Raw genomic sequence first — 17,836 nt, forward strand, 5'->3', positions numbered from 1 at the left:
CCCCGCGGGCCGGTGGCCATGACACGAAAGGCGGCGGGCTGGGTACGTGGTTCTCATGACTTCTGCGCGACCAGGACCAGGGGTGCCCACGGCGACCTACCGGCTGCAGCTCCAGCCCGCGTTCCCGTTCGCCGCCGCCGCGGCGGCCGTACCGTATCTGGCGTCGCTCGGCGTCTCGCATCTGCACCTGTCCCCCGTCCTGGAGGCCGTGCCCGGCTCCACGCACGGCTATGACGTGGTGGACCACGCGCGCGTGCGCGAGGAACTGGGCGGCGAGGACGGCCTGCGGTCACTGGCGCGGACCGCGCGGGAGCACGGTCTGGGCCTGGTGGCCGACGTCGTGCCGAACCACATGGCCATGGCGCCGCGGCACAACCACGCCCTGTGGGAGGTGCTGCGCGAGGGGCCCGGCTCGCCGTACGCCCGCTGGTTCGACATCGACTGGGAGGCGCAGGGCGGGCGGGTGCTGCTGCCGGTGCTCAGCGGTCCGGTCGGCTCGCAGCTGGAGCACCTCGTGGTCGACGGCGACGTGCTGCGCTACCACGAGCACGCCTTCCCGCTCCGCGAGGGCACCCGCGACCTGCCGCTGCCCGAGCTGCTGGACGCCCAGTGGTACCGCCCGGTGTGGTGGCGGCTGGCCCGCACCGAGCTGAACTACCGGCGGTTCTTCAGCATCTCGGAGCTGATCGGGGTGCGCGTCGAGGATCCCTCGGTGTTCGACGCCACCCACGCCAAGATCCTCCAGCTGCTGCGGGAGGGCGTGCTCGACGGGCTGCGCATCGACCATCCCGACGGCCTCGCCGACCCCGACGGCTACCTCGACCGGCTGCACGAGGCGACCGGCGGGCGCTGGACGGTGGTGGAGAAGATCCTCGCCGACGGCGAGCACCTGCCGGCGTCCTGGCCGGTCGCGGGCACCACCGGTTACGACGCCCTGCGCCAGGTCGACGGCCTGTTCACGGACCGGACGGGGGCGTACGAACTGCTGGGCCGGTACCGGGCGTTCGCGGCACCGCAGACGGACCGGGGCGGCAACTGGGACGCCACCGTCCGGCGGGCCGCCTACAAGGTGCTCACGCACGAGCTGGCCACCGAGACCGACCGGCTCACCCGGGTGGCGACCCGGCTGTGCGCGTCCTCCCCGGACCTGGCGCTGCGCGACCGGGCGCCCTGGGCGCTGCGCACGGCGGTGGAGGAGCTGCTGGTGCGGATGCCGGTGTACCGGCCGTACGCCTGCGGTGACGCGGCCGCCGTCGTCACCGAGGAGGCCGCCGAGGAGGCCCGGCTCGCCTTCGTGGTGCCCGAGGAGGCGGACGCCGTCTCCATCGTGCGCCGGCTGCTGGTCGAGCCGCTCGGTGACGCCTCGGCGCCGGATCACACCGACCGGGTGGAGTTCCGCACCCGGTTCGCGCAGACGGCGTCGGCGCTGCGCGCCAAGTCGGTGGAGGACACGGCGTTCTACCGCTATGTGCCGCTGCTGTCGGCGACCGAGGTGGGCGGCGATCCGGGCCGGCCGGGGGTGTCCCCGGAGGACTTCCACGCGTACTGCGCGCGCGTGCAGCGCGACTGGCCGGGCACCGGCACGGTGGTCTGCACGCACGACACCAAGCGCAGCGCCGACGTCCGCGCCGCGCTGGCCGTGCTGACCGAATGCCCCGGCCGCTGGGCGGAGTTGCTGGCCGAGGTGACCCTGCCCGAGGAGGGGGCGCCGGACGGGCAGCTCGCCTGGGCAGCCTGGCAGACGGTGTTCGGGCTGGGGCCCGCCGAGGAGGGGCGGGTGCAGCAGGCACTGCTGAAGCATGTGCGCGAGGCGGGCATGTACACCAGCTGGACGGAGCAGGAGCCGCCGTACGAGGAGGCGGTGGCCGCGTTCGTCGCCGCCGGGCCGTGCGGGCCGCCCGGCGAGCGCGTGGCCGCGTTCCGCAAGGCGCTGGAGCCGCACATCCGGGCCAACGTGCTCGGCACCGCCCTGGTCCATCTGACGATGCCGGGGGTGCCGGACGTGTACCAGGGCACGGAGGGCGAGTACCGGGCGCTGGTGGATCCGGACAACCGGCGTCCGGTGTCGTTCCCGCCCGAGGTGCCCGGTGAGAAGGACGCACTGACGGCGGCGGCGCTCCGGCTGCGTGCCCGGCGTCCCGCCGCCTTCGGCACCGCCGCGTCGTACGACCCGCTGACCGCCGAGGGCCCGGCGGCCGGGCACTGCGTGGCCTTCGCGCGCTCCGGCGAGGTGGTCACGGCGGTGACCCGGCTCTCCCTCCGGCTCACGGAGGCGGGCGGCTGGCAGGAGACCCGGCTGCCGCTGCCGCCCGGACGCTGGGCGGACGTCCTCACACCGGGCCGGGAGTTCACGGGCCACGCACGCGTGGCGGACCTTTTCGACCGACTGCCGGTGGGGCTGCTGGAGCTGCTCGGGGAGGAGTGAGGACGCCCAGGAGGGTCGACGGGAAGGCGCGGCGAGCGACTCGTGTCCCTCCCCGTTCGCCCGGCTGCCGGCGGTCGGCTGCCAGCGGTCCTTGCGGAGCGGGCCGCCGAGGGCTGAGGGCCCTGCCGAGGGCTGAGGGCCCTGCCCGGGGACTGAGGGCCCTGCCCGGGGAGTGTGGCTGTCGACGGGGACCGGGAGCGCCGCCGGGCTCACGAGCGCCGGGCGGGAAGGCACGGCAAAGCGGCTACGGTCCCTCCCCGTTCGACCGGCTGCCAGCGGTCCCTGCGACGCGGGCCGCCGAGGACTGAGGCCTGCCGGGGACCGAGGGCCCGGCCGGGGACTGTGGCTGTCGAAGGGGGCCGGGAGCGCCGCGCGGTTCTCGGGTGCGTGGGGCTCAGCGGGTGGGGGTGGCGAGCGGCTCGTGTTGCGGGTGCGGGTTGCTCTCGTCGTTTCCCTCGTGTGGCCGTTCGGGCCTGCCGCGCCGGGCGGGTGGCGTTGGGGGCGGGGTGGGCCAGGTGGCGCGCAGGATGTCCACGAAGGCCTCTGCCACGCCGGTGGGCGGCACGCGCGCGTAGACGGCCAGGGGGCGCTTCCAGGCCGGGTCGGGGGTGAGGATCACACAGTCATCGCCCAGGGCCCCGCGCACGACGTCGGCCGACACGGCACACACCCCGGCCCCCGCGGCGGCCATGCGCACGGCCGTCGAGGTGTGCTCGGTCCACACCGCTGTCCGCGGTGTGAACCCGGCTTTGCCGCAGGCCCAGTCGAGGAAGCGCTCGCCGTGGACGACGGGTTCCAGCGCGCAGCGGACCCAGGCGCGGTCGGCGAGTTCGGGCAGCGTCACCGTCGTACGGCCCGCGAGCCGGTCGTCGAACGGCACCACCAGGACCACTTCCTCCTCGCCGACCGGTACGACGGTGCCGGGCGGGTCGGCGGGCTCCGGGCCGAAGGCGAGGTCGGCGGTGCCGCGGTGCACGGCCTCCTCCAGGGCCTCTGCGGTGGCGTACTCGTGCAGCCTCAGCAGCACCCGGGGATGCGCCGTACGCCAGCGGGCGAAGACATCGGGCAGGACGCCCACGGCGAGGGAGTGCAGGGTGGCGACATGCAGTTCGCCGCCCTCGGCGCCGGCCGTGGCCCGGGCGGCGCGGCGGGCCTGCGCGGCGCTGCGGACGGCGAGTTCGGCGTGCGGCAGGAAGGCCCGCCCCATGGGGGTCAGGCGCACGCCGCGGGCCATGCGCTCCAGCAGGGCGCCACCGACCGACTTCTCCAGGGCCTTGATCTGGTGCGAGAGCGCGGGCTGGGTGACGTGCAGGGCGTCCGCCGCGCGCGTGAACGACGCCTCGTGGACGACCGTCACGAAGTACTCCATCTGCCGCAGGCTCAACTCCGTACCCTCCCTGAGGATCCATAAGCATCCTGCATGGCTCCCACAAGAACATTGCCTTGGACTCATGGCAAGGGGCGGGCGGAGGGTGGGGACATGAGCACACAGGGCACGAACACAGCGGATGTCGTCGTCATCGGCGGCGGCACGGGCGGCTACAGCACCGCCCTGCGCGCCGCCGCCCTCGGGCTGGCCGTCGTCCTCGTCGAGCGCGACAAGGTCGGCGGAACCTGTCTGCACCGGGGCTGCATTCCGAGCAAGGCGATGCTGCACGCCGCCGAACTGGTCGACGGCATCGCCGAGGCGCGCGAGCGGTGGGGCGTGAAGGCCACGCTGGACTCGGTCGACTGGGCGGCGCTGGTGGCCACGCGGGACGACATCGTGGCGCGCAATCACAAAGGGGTTGAGGCGCATCTGGCGCACGCCGGCGTGCAGGTGGTGCGGGGCAGCGCACGGCTGACGGGAACGCGCACGGTGCGCGTGGAGATCGTGCGCATGGATTCCGCGCCGGGCGTGTACGACTTCACCGCGCGCCGTGGGATCGTCCTCGCGAGCGGCTCACGCCCGCGCACGCTCCCGGGGCTCGTGCCGGACGGGCGGCGCGTGGTGACCAGCGACGACGCGTTGTTCGCGCCGGAGCTGCCCGCGTCCGTCCTGGTGCTGGGCGGGGGCGCGATCGGGGTGGAGTACGCCTCCTTCCACCGGTCCATGGGCGCGGAGGTCACCCTGGTCGAGGCCGCGGACCGGATCGTGCCGCTGGAGGACGCCGATGTGAGCCGGCATCTGACGCGCGGCCTGAAGAAGCGCGGGATCGATGTGCAGGCGGGCGCACGGATGCTGGACGCCGAGGTGCTGGAGAACGGCGTACGCGCGCGTGTGCGCACCGCGCGGGGAGAGACGCGCACGGTGGAGGCGGAACGGCTGCTGATGGCCGTGGGCCGGGTGCCGGTCACCGACGGCCTCGGCCTGGCGGCGGCCGGGCTGACGACGGACGAGCGGGGGTTCGTCGTACCGGCGGACTGGAACCGGCTGGAGACGGCCGTGCCGGGCATCCATGTCGTCGGCGACCTGCTGCCGCCGCCCTCGCTCGGCCTCGCCCACGCCTCGTTCGCGGAGGGCCTGCTGGTCGCCGAGACGCTGGCGGGGCTGCCGTCGGCCCCGGTGGACTACACGGCCGTACCCCGGGTGACGTACTCCTCGCCGCAGACCGCCTCGGTGGGGCTGAGTGAGACCGAGGCACGCGCGCGTGGGCGTGCGGTCGAGGTCGACACGATGCCGCTGACCGCCGTGGCCAAGGGGATGGTGCACGGCCAGGGCGGCATGGTGAAGGTCGTCGCCGAGGCCGGCGACGGGCCCGTGCTCGGCGTGCACCTGGTGGGCCCGAACGTGTCGGAGATGATCGCGGAGAGCCAGCTGATCGTCGGCTGGGACGCCGAGCCCGCGGACGTGGCCCGGCATGTGCACGCGCACCCGACGCTCTCGGAGGCGGTGGGCGAGGTGTTCCTGACGCTCGCGGGACGCGGCCTGCACCAGCAGTGACCGCACGGCACGCACCGCCCGCACCGCGCCCCCGCGATGCCATCCGGGCGCCCCCGGTAGCCTCCCCCACCGGATGCTTGACAGTTCACCCTTCCCGTGCGGCACTTGGAGGGCGAAGCCGGGCGGAACAAGTCGGGGGTGAGTCTTCTGCCGGAGCTGCGCTACCCCAGCGTTCCCGAACTGGTCGCCTTCGCTCAGACATTGGCGGCTCGGGAACCCGGGCTGTGCTCGCTCAGGCAGGTGGGCGTCTCGCGCGCGGGAAGACCCCTGCACCTGATGTCGGTGGGGCACGCCCGGCGGGCGGTGCTCGTGGTGGCCGGCGCCCACGCCAACGAGCCGACCGGGGGCTCCACCCTGCGGGTGCTTGCGGAAAGAGTGCTGGGCGAGCGGGAGTTGCGGGCGGACACGTCCTGGCACTTCCTGCTGTGCGCGGATCCCGACGGTGCGAGCCTGCATGTGACGCCGGCGCCGCGCAGCCTGCTCGACTACCACCGCGGCTTCTACCGGCCGACGGGTGCGGAGCAGCCCGAGTGGTCGCCGTCCGTGCTGCCGCCGGACCGGCTGCCGCCCGAGACCCGGGCGCTGACCGGGGTGATCGACGAGCTGCGGCCCTACCTCCAGGTGACCTTGCACGGCACCGATCTGGGCGGCAGCTGGGTGCAGTTGACCAGGGACGTGCCGGGGCTCGCCGAGCCGTTCGCCAAGTCCGCGGCGCAGCTGCACATCCCGGTGGAGACCGGCGCCTCGGACGCCGCCGGCTGGCCGGCCTCCGGCCCCGGGGTGCATGTCATGCCCGGCCCGGAGACGGGCGCCGCCTACCCGAGCATGCCGGACGACGCCCGGCACAGCACCTGGTACCACGCGCACCGGTACGGCGGTCTGACGGCCGTGGTGGAGGTGCCGATGTGGGCGAGTGACCTGGTGGATGATCCGGCGCCGCACCCGGCACCGGCGGCGGCGATGCGGCGTCTGGCGCGGCGGCTGCTCCGGGACGCGCTGGAGGTGGAGCGCGTGCTCACCGACGCGCTGCCCCGCCTCGACGGTGCGGACGGTCCGCTGCTGCGGGCGGCGCGCTGGGCGCTGGAGCTGATCCCCGGCCTGGCCGAGGACTGGATCCACACCCCGCCGGCCGGCACGACGATGGCGTACGTCGGCAGCGTGGACGCCTTCGGGCGGCGGCTGCCGCTGCGGGCGGCGGCGATGCTGCTGCGGGTGCTGCGGGAGACGGACGACCGGGCGGCGCCGCGGCTGGAGCACCTCGTCGCCGCCTGGTGCGACGCCTTCGCGGCACGGTTCCGGGCCCGCTGGGTGCCGTTGGAGCACCAGGTGGAGCACCAGTCCCGGACGGTGCTGGTGGCGGCGCAGCAGGCCCGGGAGCGGATGGGGTGAGGCCTCCGCGCCGCCCGCACGGCACCGCCATCAGCGCCCGAGCCGCACCGCCCCTGCCGCGCCAAGCCGCCCGGCAGCCCCGCTCAGTGCTCCGTGGCGAACACCGCTCCCGTCCGTGCCTCCATGACGCACTTGCTGGAGTACGTCTCCTGGTAGTCGACCGGCCGTCCGTTCCACTGCCCGTGCGCGTGGACGGTCACGGGGGCGAAGATCATCGGGCAGAAGACCTTCTTCTGGGGGATGCGTGCGATGTCGCCGTCGACGGAGGAGAGTTCGGCACACGCCTCGGCCGCGCGCGCGTACCCCAGGGGCATCGGGTCGCACAGCAGCAGCGTGCCGTGCTTGTCGCCGGCCTGGGCGGTCTCGCCGCGGGCGACGGTGAGGTAGAGCCAGTTGTCGGAGAGGGGGAACGTCGCTCGCGTCGCGCTGGGTGCCGCCTGCGCCGGGGCCGCGGTGAGGAGACCGGCACAGGCCAGCAGGGCGCCGGCGGCCGTGGTCAGTCGGGTGATGTACGTCATGACCGAAGCATCGGCACACCGGCCCGGGTTCCACAGTCCCGCTCACCCGATCGGTTGGGCACGCGCGCGTGAGGGTGAGCCCGTTCGGGCACCACCGGCCGGCGCCGCTCAGCTCACGGCGAGCCGGAACGCCATCCTGCCGAAGGCGACCTGGTCACCCTCCCGGACGACGACCGCGCCGATCACACGGCGGCCGTTGACGGTGGTGCCGTTGGTGGAGCCGAGGTCCCTGAGGACCCACAGGCCCGCCTGCCGACGCAGCTCGGCGTGGACACGGGAGACCGTCTCGTGGTTCAGGCGCAGCCCGTTGGCCGGGTCGCGGCCGATGCGCAGCGGGTGGGTGTGCGCGGGGTGCGGCAGCAGCAGCTTGGGCAGCCGCTCGGCCTGCCAGGCCCGGCGCAGCCGTACGGTGAACCCGGAGACGGCCTCGACGGTGCCGAGGACCGCGCGGGAGAAACGGTTCTCGCTGGGCAGGTCGGCGACGAGGGCGGCCAGTTCGTCGGAGCGGCGGGCGGCCAGCGCCAGCTCCATGCGGCGCACGAACGTGTCGTGCGAGAGCCGGCCCATGGCGACGCCGTCACGCAGCACCTGGAGCGCTTTGTCGCGCTCCGCGTCGGACAGCCGCGCGGGGTACGTGGAGAACTCGAAGGACGACGTCACGCTGGCGATTGTCGGGCAGTGAACCCCGGGTGTCCAGAAAACGGGGAATCGGCGCCGATCTGCGGGTACTTCCGCGACACCCGCCGGGAAAGGGCGGATTCGAAAGCGGATTGATCGTCCGGGCGGGCACGATGGGATCGCGGGACATCACGGTGAGCAGGCCATCCATCACAGACGAAGGGGAACCGTCCGTGCAGTTCGAGGTGTGGGCACCGCAGGCAGACCGAGTCACGCTCCATTGCGAGGGCGGCACGCGCGCGTTGACGCGCGATCCCGAGCGCGCGGGCTGGTGGACGGGGGAGGCGAAGGCCGCGGAGGGAGCGCGGTACGGGTTCGCGCTGGACGACGGTCCGGTGCTGCCCGACCCGCGCTCGCGCCGCCAGCCGGACGGCCCGGACGGGCTGAGCGCGGTCGTGGACCACGGGCGCTACGCCTGGCGTACGCAGTGGGCGGGGCGGGCCCTGCCGGGCGCGGTGCTGTACGAGCTGCACGTGGGCACGTACACCCCCGAGGGCACCCTGGACGCCGCGGCCGGCCGGCTGGAGCATCTGGCGGAACTGGGCGTCACGCACGTGCAGTTGATGCCGGTGTGTCCGTTCCCGGGGCGGCACGGCTGGGGGTACGAGGGGGTGTCGCTGTGGGCGGTGCACGAGCCGTACGGCGGCCCTGAGGCGCTGAAACGATTCGTGGACCGGGCGCACGCGCTCGGACTCGGTGTCGTCCTGGACGTCGTACACAACCACTTGGGCCCGTCGGGCAACTATCTGCCCGCCTTCGGGCCGTACTTCACCGACGCGCATCACACGCCGTGGGGTTCGGCGGTGAACCTGGACGCGCCGGGCTCGGACGAGGTGCGCGCGTTCCTCGTCGGCAGTGCGCTGGCGTGGCTGCGGGACTACCGGATCGACGGGCTGCGGCTGGACGCGGTGCACGCGCTGCACGACACGCGCGCGTGCCACTTTCTGGAAGAGCTGTCGGCGGCCGTGGACGGCCTCGCCGAGGAGGTGGGCCGGCCGCTGTTCCTGGTCGCCGAGTCGGACCTGAACGACCCGCGGCTGATCACCCCGCGCGCGGAGCACGGGCTCGGGCTGCACGCGCAGTGGAACGACGACTTCCACCACGCCCTGCACACCGCGCTGACGGGCGAGTCGCGGGGCTATTACGCGGACTTCGCCGAGGCTCCCTTCGCCGCGCTGGCCAAGACCCTGACCGGCGGTTACTTCCACGACGGCACGTACTCGAGCTTCCGGGGCCGGCGCCACGGGCGCCCGCTGGACCGCTCGCGGGTGGCCGCGCACCGGCTGCTCGGTTACGGCCAGACCCACGACCAGGTCGGCAACCGCGCCCAGGGCGACCGGCTGTCCGCCCACCTCTCCCCCGGTCTGCTGGCCTGCGCGGCGACGCTGACACTGACCTCGCCGTTCACGCCGATGCTGTTCATGGGCGAGGAGTGGGCGGCGGGCACCCCCTGGCAGTTCTTCACCGACCACACCGACCGGGAGCTGGCCGAGGCGGTACGGCGGGGCCGGCGGCGGGAGTTCGCTGCGCACGGCTGGGCCGAGGAGGACGTACCGGACCCGCAGGACCCGGCGACGAGGGACCGCTCCGTGCTGGACTGGTCGGAACCGCAACGCGAGCCCCACGCGCGCGTGCTCGCCTGGTACCGGCGCCTGATCGCACTCCGGCACGAACAGCCGGACCTCACCGATCCCGACCTGGCCGACACGAAGGTGGCGTACGAGGAGCACGCCCGCTGGCTGGCCTTGCGACGCGGTGACGTACTGGTGGCGGTGAACCTCGGCAAGGAACCGGCGGCGATCCCCCTGGGCACCCGCCCCGCGGTGGTCCTGGCGGCCTGGGAGCCGGTCGGAACCCCGGGCCCGGACGGCCTGCTCCAGGTACCCGCCGAGTCCTGCGTGGTGCTGGCGCAGCCCTGAGCGGGACGAAGCGGCCGCCCGAGGGCCGTGCCCGGAGCCAACGCGACTCCGGGCAGGCTCCCGGCAGGCGTCGAGCCGTCCCGGGCTCGGGGTGACGTCCGGTCCCCGAGGCCACCGACCTCCACGGCACCGCCCCCCGGGATCCGGAGCCGCCCGGCGCGCGGTCTACAAGACGGCAGGGATGCACGCGGCCTCCAAGGCACGCCTGGATCAGCGCTCTTGCTGGTCGGCTCCGGGGCCATCACAGCCTCCCGGCCATCGGCACGGCAGGGTCGACACACGGTCGTCAGCCCTGCCGTCCGACCCGCGTCGACCAAAGGCGCACCGCCGGCGATCTCGGGCTCCCGGGCCTCCGGGCCTCCGAGGGCCGACAGGACGGCCACCCACCACCCATACCCCAAGCGCGGCCGGCACATCGGCGCCCCGCGACTCCACCCCCCGGTCCTGTGACCACTCCCCGCGTCTCCACAGCCTCCCGGCCACCGGCCCGGCAGGGCCGGCGCGCTGTGTCCGGCGGTCCGGGGCGCGTCGGCGATCGGGGCGCCGTAGGACCTGCAGGCGTCCTCCGGGTCCTCTGGTGGTGGCAGCCTGACGCGGCCTTCGTCCACGGCCACGGGGCAACATGCCTCGCCGGTGCGAGACGGGGCGCCGTCGCGGGCCATGACTGCCCGGGGGTGGTGACGCCTCCCGGGCCGTCGGGCTGTCGCCCTGACCCGGCGTCCGAAACGCCCGCTTCGGCGTCCTACGGCTCCGCCTCGTCCTCCTTGAAGTCCGTCAGGCGTTCCAGCAGGATCGGCTCCCAGGCGCGGTCCAGTTGGGTGCGCAGGAGCGGGAGGGGGCTGTCGTCGCGGCCCTCGATGCGGTCGGTGAGGCGGATGACGGTGTCGCAGCGGGCCAGCCACAGGCCGCGCAGACAGGGCCGGGCGCCGTAGCCGGCGAGGGTGGCCGCGCGTACCGCCGCGCCGGAGCCGACCGCGAGGACGAGCCCCGCGATGTCCTCGGCGGGGTCGCCGAGGGCCGCGTCGGTCCAGTCGAGGACGCCGCGCACCCTGCCGTCGGTGCCGACCACCAGATGCTCGCCCTTGAGGTCGTGGTGGACGAGCACGGCGGTACCGGGCTGGGCGGTGAGCTGGGCCGCGGCGGGCGGGGTCAGCTGGTGCAGCCGGGCGGCGTCGAACTCGTCGGCGGCGTCGAGCCGTTCGGCCGCGTGTACGGCCATGCGGCGCAGCGCCTCCAGGGACCGCGGCGCGGTGCGCGGCACGCCGAGCCCCTCGGCCTGCCGTGCGGGCACCGCGCGCAGCCCGGTGAGCAGCCCGGCGAGGTCGGCCTCGCCGACGGCGGAGACGTCGTGCTCCTCGGCGGTACCGCCGGGCAGCACGGTGTCGAGCGTGTAGCCGAGGCCCGGTGCCCACTCACCGTGCGCCACGCTGGCCGGGACGGCGACGGGGAGGTGCGGCCGTACCACATCGCGCAGGCGCAGTTCGCGGCGCTGACGCAGGGAGGCCTCACGGTCGGGGGCGAGCCGCAGCACATGGCGGGTGCCGACCCACCACGTGGAGTGCTCGCCGCCCTCCGTCACGGGCCGCACATCGGGTCCCCCGGTGCCGTCGCCGCCCTCCTTGAGCAGCGAACGGACCAGTCTGCGGACGGTGTCCGCGGTGGGTGTCGGTGCCTGGGTCATGGGTCGCGCGTCGCCGTTCCGGGATGTCGTGGAGCGTGTGTCTCCTGGGTCTCGCGGTGCTCTCTCAGTCCACTATGACCATCTCGCGTGTCGTGTTGTTGAGCCGGCGGCCACCGTCCTCGGTCACCGTGACGATGTCCTCGATGCGCACCCCGAACCGGCCCGGCAGGTAGATGCCGGGCTCGACGGAGAAGCACATGCCGGGCACGAGGGGCTGTTCCTCGCCCTCGATCATGTACGGCGGCTCGTGCGTGGTGACGCCGATGCCGTGCCCGGTGCGGTGGATGAAGTGCGCGCCGTATCCGGCGTCGGTGATCACCGCGCGGGCGGCCCGGTCCACCTCCTGGCAGGCCACGCCGGGCCGTACGGCCTGGTAGCCCGCCTCCTGGGCGTCGCGCACGATGTCGTGCACCCGGCGCTCCTCCTCGCTGGGCTCGCCCACGTGGACCGTGCGGGTGGTGTCGGAGCCGTAGCCGTCCTTCAGGCCGCCGAAGTCCAGGACGACCATGTCGCCGCGCTGGATGACGCGGTCGCCGACCTCGTGGTGCGGGTTGGCGCCGTTGGGGCCCGAGCCGACGATGGTGAAGTCGACCTGGGAGTGGCCGAAGCGGCGCAGCAGGCCGGCGAGGTCGTGGCCGACGTCGGACTCGCGGCGGCCGGCGAAGGGAACTTTGCGGATCTCCTCGAACGTTGCATCGGCAGCCGCTCCGGCGGCTGCGAGGAGTTCCAGTTCCGCGGCGTCCTTGACGGCGCGCAGCATGGGGAGGGCGTCGGTGAGAGAGGCGTAGGAGCTGTCGGGCAGGGTCCGCTGGAGGCCCAGCAGATGCATGGCCCAGGTGTTGTCGCTGATGCCGTACCGGCCGTGGCCGTCGAGGAGGGCGGCGGTGACGGCGTAGGGGTCCTTGCCGTCGGTCCAGTCGCGCAGGGTGAGCGCGGACGCGCCGGTCGCGTGCTCGGCGTCCGGGGCCTCCAGGGTCGGCACGACGAGCACGGGGTCGTGGCCGGGGGTGAGGACCAGCGCGGTGAGCCGTTCGGTGACGGCGGTGGGCGTGTAGCCGGTGAGCCAGACCATGTCCGGTCCCGGTGCCACGAGCAGCCCCGCGAGACCGGCGTCGGCCGCGGACCGCACGGCACGCTCCATACGGCCCCGGTAGTCGGCGGCGGTGAAGAGCGCGGGGGTACGGGCGGGCGTGCTACCGGTCATCCGGGCCTCCGGGCGCGGGTGGGGATACGGGCGGCGGCGTCTCGGGCAGCATCCTGCCCGGCCGGACAGGGTCGCGCGAGCCGGTCGCCGGTGCTCCCCGCGGGGTGCGGCAGGCGGAGAAGGGACTCGGCATGGGGCCATCATGGCGCGTGGTGCGGAAGGTGACCAGCGGGTTCCCCGGGGTGACCGAAAGGTCGGGGAGCCAGGGGGTGGAGTGGCTGAAGGCCCGAGGCGTCGCCTTGACCGGGTTGGCCAGGTTGGCCAGGTCGGCCATGGGGTCGAGAGGCAGGAGGCCCTGTCGGGCCCGCTCAGGTCACCACGCCGGGTACGGCCGCCAACTGCTGATAACCCCCGCCGCGGTGCCGCACGGTGAGCAGCACCGCCTTGCCGGGCCGGGCATGGGCGACGGCCCGGGCGAGGTCGGCCGCGGTGTCGACGCGGGCGGAACCGAAGGACAGCAGGACGTCCCCGCGGACGAGACCCGCCGCATAGCCGGGGCCGGGCACGTGCACGCCCACGACCAGCGCGCCCGCCTTCTCGGCGTCGACCGCCTCGACGCCGAGGGTCGCCCCGGTCGTTGCGTCCGGGGCGGGGCTCGCAGTTGCGGCGGGACTGGTGGGCCCGGCCCGGCCCGGCGGCGCGGCCGACGGGGCGTGGCGCTGCAGCTCGGCGAGCCTGCTCATGCCGATCACCGTGGCGCCGACCGTGCCGATGCCGACGCCGGACAGCATCAGCAGGGTGCCGATGACCAGGCCGAACAGCACGGTCCGCAGCCGCCGTCCGCGCCGGGGCGCGGCGTGCGGGCGGTGGGCGGGAGTGGGGCTGCCGCCCTCCCGCGGGTCCTGACCGGGCATCGGCTTGGGACGCAACGCAGTCTGTTCCATGATTCGCTCGCCTCCGGCTGGTGCTCTACCCGTGGCGCCGGGCCGCGACGAGACACGAACGAGTGAGACTGGCCGGAAGGTGGCGGAGGGTAGTCATAGCCCCAGGGGAGCGCCCGGCGGGGATCCGGCAGGCACCCCGCGACCACCCTGGGCCGCGCGCCCGATGGCTGCCCGACCTCACACCCGCCCCACCACTTTCCGCCCGACCACTTTCCGCACCACCTCCGCCGCCGCTCCGCCGAGGCTGCCGCCGTGGACCAGTTCCGTGCGGTGGACGACCCGGGGTGCGGTGAGCGGGACGGCGACCGTGCCGGGGACGGCGGTGGCGGTGGCGCGGGGCAGCAGGGTGAGGCCGTGTCCGGCGGACGCGAGCGCGGTGAGAGTGCGCAGGTCGGTGCCCTCGTAGCGCAGCGCGGGGCGGAAGGCGCCGCCGCCGGTCGCGGCGCGCAGCTGGTCGAGCGGGAGGGCGGCGTCGGGCGCGTCGAGCCAGCGGGCGTCGGCGAGGTCGTCGAGGCGCAGGCCGGGGCGGGTGGCCAGCGGGTGCCCGGCGGGCAGCAGGACGCTCACGGGCTCCTCGGCGATGCCGAGCGTGGTCAGCGGCGCCACGTCCGGCAGCCGCAGCGGATCGCTCGGCGCGGCGAGCCCGTCGACGAGGCCGAGATCGGCGGCTCCGGTGGCGACGGCGGCCGGGATCTGCGCGCGAGTGAGGACGCGCAGGATGACGCCGGCCGGCGGGAGGACGGCGAGGACACCGGCGCCGAGCGCGGTCGGGGTGGTGGCGAGGGTCAGGCCCTGCTGGGGCGCGGCGGCCATGCGGACGACGTCGGCGCGGGCCGCGTCCAGGCGCAGCAGCAGCGGGCCCGCGTGCTCCAGAAGCCGCTCACCGGCCGCGGTGGGCGCGACGGGCCGCCGGGTCAGCAGGGGTGCGCCCAGATCCTGTTCGAGCGCGGCGATGTGCTGGGAGACGGCGGACTGGGTGTAGCCCAGCTCGCGGGCGGCCTCCGAGAAGGAGGCGAGGCGGGCCACGGTGACGTACGTGCGCAGCTGATGCGGGTCCATGCCGCCCAGAATCCCATCACCATCAGGATTGCTTATCGACCATGCAGAAATCATCGTTGGACGTGAACTCGCGCTCGGGCCGAGGATGACGGCCATGACGAACACCGCCACCCTCGCCCTCGTCGGCGACCGCTCGCCCCACGTCCTGTCGCACACCCGGATCCCGCGGTTGCTGGAGGCGCTCGCCGAGCGCGACCGGCTGGTCCTGGACGCGTACTGGATCCCCTCCCAGGAGGCCGAGGCCGAGGGCGCGGTCCGGGGGTTCGACGCCGTGTGGGTGCTGCCGGGCAGCCCGTACCGCAGCGAGGCGGGTGTCCTCGCGGCCGTGCGCACCGCGCGCGAGGAGGGCATTCCGTTCCTGGGCACGTGCGGCGGCTTCCAGCACGCGCTGCTGGAGTTCGCCCGCGACGTCTGCGGTCTGACCCGAGTCGCGCACGCCGAGAACGACCCGGACGCCGCGGACCCGCTCATCGAGCCGCTGGCCTGCTCACTGGTCGGCCATGAGGCGGCGGTGACGATCGAGCCGGGCTCGCTGGCGCAGTCCGTGATCGGCTCGGCGCGCACGGTCGAGCGGTACTTCTGCGCCTACGGCCCCACCCGCCACCTGGACACGCTGCGCGCCCATGGTCTGCGGTTCTCCGGGCACGACGAGGACGGGCAGGTACGGGTCGCCGAACTGCCCGGCCACCCCTTCTTCCTGGCCTCCCTGTTCCAGCCGGAGCTGGCCGGCGACGGCTCGCGCCCGCACCCGATGGTCCGGGCACTGGCACGAGCCGCGGCCGAGCACGCGGCGTCCGGGCTCAGCCGGTCGGCGTGACGCCCACCGCCCCTCGGCCCGCTTCTTCCGTACGCGACGATCCCCGCCCGTCAGCCGAGCGCGAGGGCCGGTACTGCGGGCGCGCGGTCGGGCAGGAAGCCGTGCGAACGGCGGCCCAGCCACTCGGCCTTGTAGCGGTCGACGCAGCGGTGCCAGTTCAGGATTCCGGCGAGCCAGTTCTGCAGGTCGAGGACATAGCCGTCCGTGGCGGCCCGCGCCTCCTGCGACAGCTCGAAGTCGTCGTACAGCACGGGCAGTTCGTGCTCGATGACGTGCTCGAACTGCTGCATGCGCTGGGTCGTCAGGTCGTGTACGACACGGAGTCCGGTCGGGTAGTCGACGCCGAAGAAGTTCTGCACCACCAGGACGGAGTTGTGGATCTCGCCCTCGAACTCGATCTCCTTCTGGTACGAGAAGATGTCGTTGAGGAGACAGGCGTAGTCGATGGCGGCGTTCTCCAGTGAGCGCACCGGGCCGCTGCGGTACACCTCCGGTGGGATCGCGGGGCCGTGCCCCATCCGGCACAGGCTCAGGGTGAGGTCGGAGCCGAAGGTGGCGCGCCGCATCTCCAGGTAGTCGACCGGGTCGGGGATGCGGTTCTGCAACTGGTTGGACAGCTCCCACACCCAGCTCTCGGTCATCACGTCGACCGCGGCCTTCAGGGTGCGCCGCTGCTCCGCGGTCATCCCGGCCGTCGTACGCACCCACAGGTCGATGAGCCCCCGTTCCATCGCGTCGGCCGGGACGAGGTCCGGCTCGCCCTCGACGGTCATGCACTGCGACAGCCGGGCCGTGGTCAGCCGGGCGGCGGCGAGGTCCCGGCGGTGGCCGTAGACCAGGGGGTAGTAGTCGTCGCCGTAGGTGCCCCAGGCGAGCCACTGGGCGCTGAGGTCGAGGGCTTCCGGCGTGGCGTCCGGGTCCAGTCCGGCGGAGCACAGCGCGAGGTCGTACGCCGCGAGTTTGTCCTCGTCCCAGACGCCCTCCTCGAGGATGCCCATGCGGTGCGTCCACCCGACGAGGTTGCGGCGGGCGGCGTCGAGGTGGGGGCTCACTTCGAGCCGGTACGGCATGCGGAACTCGGGCAGGATGGACGGGCCGACCTTCTGGTAGGGCAGGTGGGTGTAGGCGCGCAGGCGTTCCTGGGCGGCGGAGGCGAGGAGAGCGCCGACGTCGGCGGCCGAGACGCCGGGGCCGCTCGGGAGCTGCCAGGGCGAGTCGTCGCGCGCGCCCTTGTTCATGTAGCGGCTGGAGCGCATGTGCCATTCGTGGCCGCCGGACTGCCAGTCCTGGAGTCCCTTGGTGTAGGCGGCGATCGCGGCGGCCTCGGCCGGGGTGAGGCCCTTGTCCAGGGCGACGGCGGGGACTTCGGTGAGCGCGGTGTGCTCGAACTGGTGCAGGCGTGAGGTGAGGATGTCGTTGACGGTCTCGGCGGCCTCCTGGGTCGTGCAGCCGAAGAACTCCTCCAGCACGAGCACGCCGTTGCTGTTCTCGCCCTCGTCCTCGACCTCGCGCTGGTAGGAGAACAGGTCGTTGCGCAGGTGGACGGCGTCGGCGAAGGTCTCCATGAGGACCCGCAGGGGCCGGGTGCCGGCGACGGCGGCGGGCACCTCGGCGGTCGCGTACTCCACGAGGCCGGCCGACCAGGGGGCGCCGCCCACCTTGCGGCGCATCTCGATGTACTCGACGGGGTTGGCGATCCGCCCCTCGTTGATGTTCGACAGCTCCCACATCGACTCGTTGAGCAGGTGCTCGGTGGCCACGGAGAAGCGGCGGCGCCAGTCCACGGACATCGCCGGGACCGTGCGCTCCCACAGGTCCTTCAGTCCCGCCTCGACGGCATTCTCCGGCTCCGGCACGGGAGTCGACAGGTCGAGCGGCATGAACAGCGGCAGGCGGTCCAGGTGGGCCTTTCCGGCGGCGCGGTCCGGGGTGCGCTTGTACATGTCGAGGAAGTGGTCGTCGAAGAAGAACACCCACACGTACCAGTCGGTGATCAGCGAGAGAGCGGGTCCGTCGCAGTCGGGGTGGGTGTAGGAGCACAGGAGCCCGTAGTCGTGCGCCTCCAGGTCGGCCTGCTCCCAGATCCCGGAGCCTTCCAGCATGCCCATCTCGCGCGCCCACTCGGTCGAGTGGGCACGGGCCTCGTCGAGGTGCGGGTTGAGCCGCGCGGGATACGGCATGTAGAAGTGCGGGAGTTCGAACGGCTGCGTCATGGCCGGGCCCTACCCGCGGTCCCCGACGCCCATCCACCGCACAGGACATGATCACACCATCGCGTGAACCACCCCCGGATCGGGGAACTTTCGCCTCCGGCCGTGGGCGTTCAGGGGTGGGTGAGC

General features: G+C 73.9%; 13 protein-coding genes. 5 read left to right on the plus strand and 8 right to left on the minus strand.

Features of this window, described 5'->3' with window-relative positions; translation table 11 throughout:
• Window positions 1–82: 82 nt before the first annotated feature.
• Window positions 83–2,425 (plus strand): malto-oligosyltrehalose synthase, encoded by a 2,343-nt coding sequence (gene treY, locus BFF78_RS10645; protein WP_069778083.1) that lies wholly within the window; start codon window positions 83–85, stop codon window positions 2,423–2,425.
• A 394-nt stretch (window positions 2,426–2,819) separates the two neighbouring features.
• On the opposite strand, the gene BFF78_RS10650 is transcribed toward treY, so the two are convergent.
• Window positions 2,820–3,809 (minus strand): LysR family transcriptional regulator, encoded by a 990-nt coding sequence (locus tag BFF78_RS10650; protein WP_069778084.1) that lies wholly within the window; start codon window positions 3,807–3,809, stop codon window positions 2,820–2,822.
• 96 nt (window positions 3,810–3,905) lie between these two features.
• Between BFF78_RS10650 and lpdA the strand changes: the two genes are divergently transcribed.
• Together lpdA and BFF78_RS10660 are read left to right on the plus strand one after the other, a co-directional pair.
• A complete protein-coding gene (gene lpdA, locus BFF78_RS10655) occupies window positions 3,906–5,348 on the plus strand; it encodes a dihydrolipoyl dehydrogenase (protein WP_069778085.1) in 1,443 nt (480 codons plus the stop codon).
• Between the two features lie 138 nt (window positions 5,349–5,486).
• Window positions 5,487–6,737 carry a M14 family zinc carboxypeptidase gene (locus BFF78_RS10660; protein WP_069778086.1) on the plus strand — a complete coding sequence of 417 codons (1,251 nt, stop codon included), beginning with the start codon at window positions 5,487–5,489 and terminating at the stop codon, window positions 6,735–6,737.
• Between the two features lie 83 nt (window positions 6,738–6,820).
• Here BFF78_RS10660 and BFF78_RS10665 read toward each other — a convergent pair whose 3' ends face one another.
• Window positions 6,821–7,255, minus strand: coding sequence for a subtilase-type protease inhibitor (locus BFF78_RS10665; protein ID WP_069778087.1), 435 nt, complete (start codon window positions 7,253–7,255; stop codon window positions 6,821–6,823).
• A 108-nt stretch (window positions 7,256–7,363) separates the two neighbouring features.
• Complete coding sequence (locus BFF78_RS10670) at window positions 7,364–7,915, minus strand: DUF1707 and FHA domain-containing protein (RefSeq protein ID WP_069778088.1); 552 nt, start codon at window positions 7,913–7,915, stop codon at window positions 7,364–7,366.
• Window positions 7,916–8,106: 191 nt separating this feature from the next.
• On the opposite strand from BFF78_RS10670, the gene treZ reads away from it, so the two are divergent.
• Complete coding sequence (treZ, locus tag BFF78_RS10675) at window positions 8,107–9,852, plus strand: malto-oligosyltrehalose trehalohydrolase (protein WP_069778089.1); 1,746 nt, start codon at window positions 8,107–8,109, stop codon at window positions 9,850–9,852.
• Window positions 9,853–10,594: 742 nt separating this feature from the next.
• Here treZ and BFF78_RS10680 read toward each other — a convergent pair.
• The 4 genes from BFF78_RS10680 to BFF78_RS10700 all read right to left on the minus strand — a co-directional run bounded on the left by BFF78_RS10680 (window position 10,595) and on the right by BFF78_RS10700 (window position 14,680).
• Entirely contained in the window at window positions 10,595–11,533 is a 939-nt protein-coding gene (locus BFF78_RS10680) for a phosphotransferase family protein (protein ID WP_069778090.1), read from the minus strand.
• 64 nt (window positions 11,534–11,597) lie between these two features.
• Window positions 11,598–12,737, minus strand: coding sequence for an aminopeptidase P family protein (locus tag BFF78_RS10685; RefSeq protein ID WP_069778091.1), 1,140 nt, complete (start codon window positions 12,735–12,737; stop codon window positions 11,598–11,600).
• Between the two features lie 308 nt (window positions 12,738–13,045).
• Window positions 13,046–13,621 (minus strand): PDZ domain-containing protein, encoded by a 576-nt coding sequence (locus BFF78_RS10695; protein ID WP_069778093.1) that lies wholly within the window; start codon window positions 13,619–13,621, stop codon window positions 13,046–13,048.
• Window positions 13,622–13,798: 177 nt separating this feature from the next.
• Window positions 13,799–14,680: a LysR family transcriptional regulator gene (locus tag BFF78_RS10700; protein ID WP_069778094.1), complete on the minus strand. Its 882-nt coding sequence runs from the start codon at window positions 14,678–14,680 to the stop codon at window positions 13,799–13,801.
• 94 nt (window positions 14,681–14,774) lie between these two features.
• On the opposite strand from BFF78_RS10700, the gene BFF78_RS10705 reads away from it, so the two are divergent.
• A complete protein-coding gene (locus tag BFF78_RS10705) occupies window positions 14,775–15,497 on the plus strand; it encodes a CTP synthase C-terminal region-related (seleno)protein (protein ID WP_069778095.1) in 723 nt (240 codons plus the stop codon).
• Between the two features lie 50 nt (window positions 15,498–15,547).
• Here the strand turns inward: BFF78_RS10705 and cyc2 are convergent, their stop codons facing one another.
• The gene (cyc2, locus tag BFF78_RS10710; protein ID WP_069778096.1) at window positions 15,548–17,710 is read right to left on the minus strand and encodes a germacradienol/geosmin synthase Cyc2; all 2,163 of its coding nucleotides are present in this window, start codon (window positions 17,708–17,710) and stop codon (window positions 15,548–15,550) included.
• Window positions 17,711–17,836 lie beyond the last annotated feature (126 nt).

Origin of the sequence: Streptomyces fodineus (genome assembly GCF_001735805.1) — a bacterium.
In the GTDB taxonomy this organism is placed as follows: domain Bacteria; phylum Actinomycetota; class Actinomycetes; order Streptomycetales; family Streptomycetaceae; genus Streptomyces; species Streptomyces fodineus.

What these genes read in the sequence shown, in the direction of transcription:
- lpdA (WP_069778085.1), top strand. Translation starts at nt 3,906, where the DNA reads ATGAGCACACAGGGCACGAACACAGCGGATGTCGTCGTCATCGGCGGC.
- BFF78_RS10700 (WP_069778094.1), bottom strand. Translation starts at nt 14,680, where the DNA reads ATGGACCCGCATCAGCTGCGCACGTACGTCACCGTGGCCCGCCTCGCC.
- BFF78_RS10685 (WP_069778091.1), bottom strand. Translation starts at nt 12,737, where the DNA reads ATGACCGGTAGCACGCCCGCCCGTACCCCCGCGCTCTTCACCGCCGCC.
- BFF78_RS10680 (WP_069778090.1), bottom strand. Translation starts at nt 11,533, where the DNA reads ATGACCCAGGCACCGACACCCACCGCGGACACCGTCCGCAGACTGGTC.
- BFF78_RS10665 (WP_069778087.1), bottom strand. Translation starts at nt 7,255, where the DNA reads ATGACGTACATCACCCGACTGACCACGGCCGCCGGCGCCCTGCTGGCC.
- BFF78_RS10695 (WP_069778093.1), bottom strand. Translation starts at nt 13,621, where the DNA reads ATGGAACAGACTGCGTTGCGTCCCAAGCCGATGCCCGGTCAGGACCCG.
- BFF78_RS10705 (WP_069778095.1), top strand. Translation starts at nt 14,775, where the DNA reads ATGACGAACACCGCCACCCTCGCCCTCGTCGGCGACCGCTCGCCCCAC.
- cyc2 (WP_069778096.1), bottom strand. Translation starts at nt 17,710, where the DNA reads ATGACGCAGCCGTTCGAACTCCCGCACTTCTACATGCCGTATCCCGCG.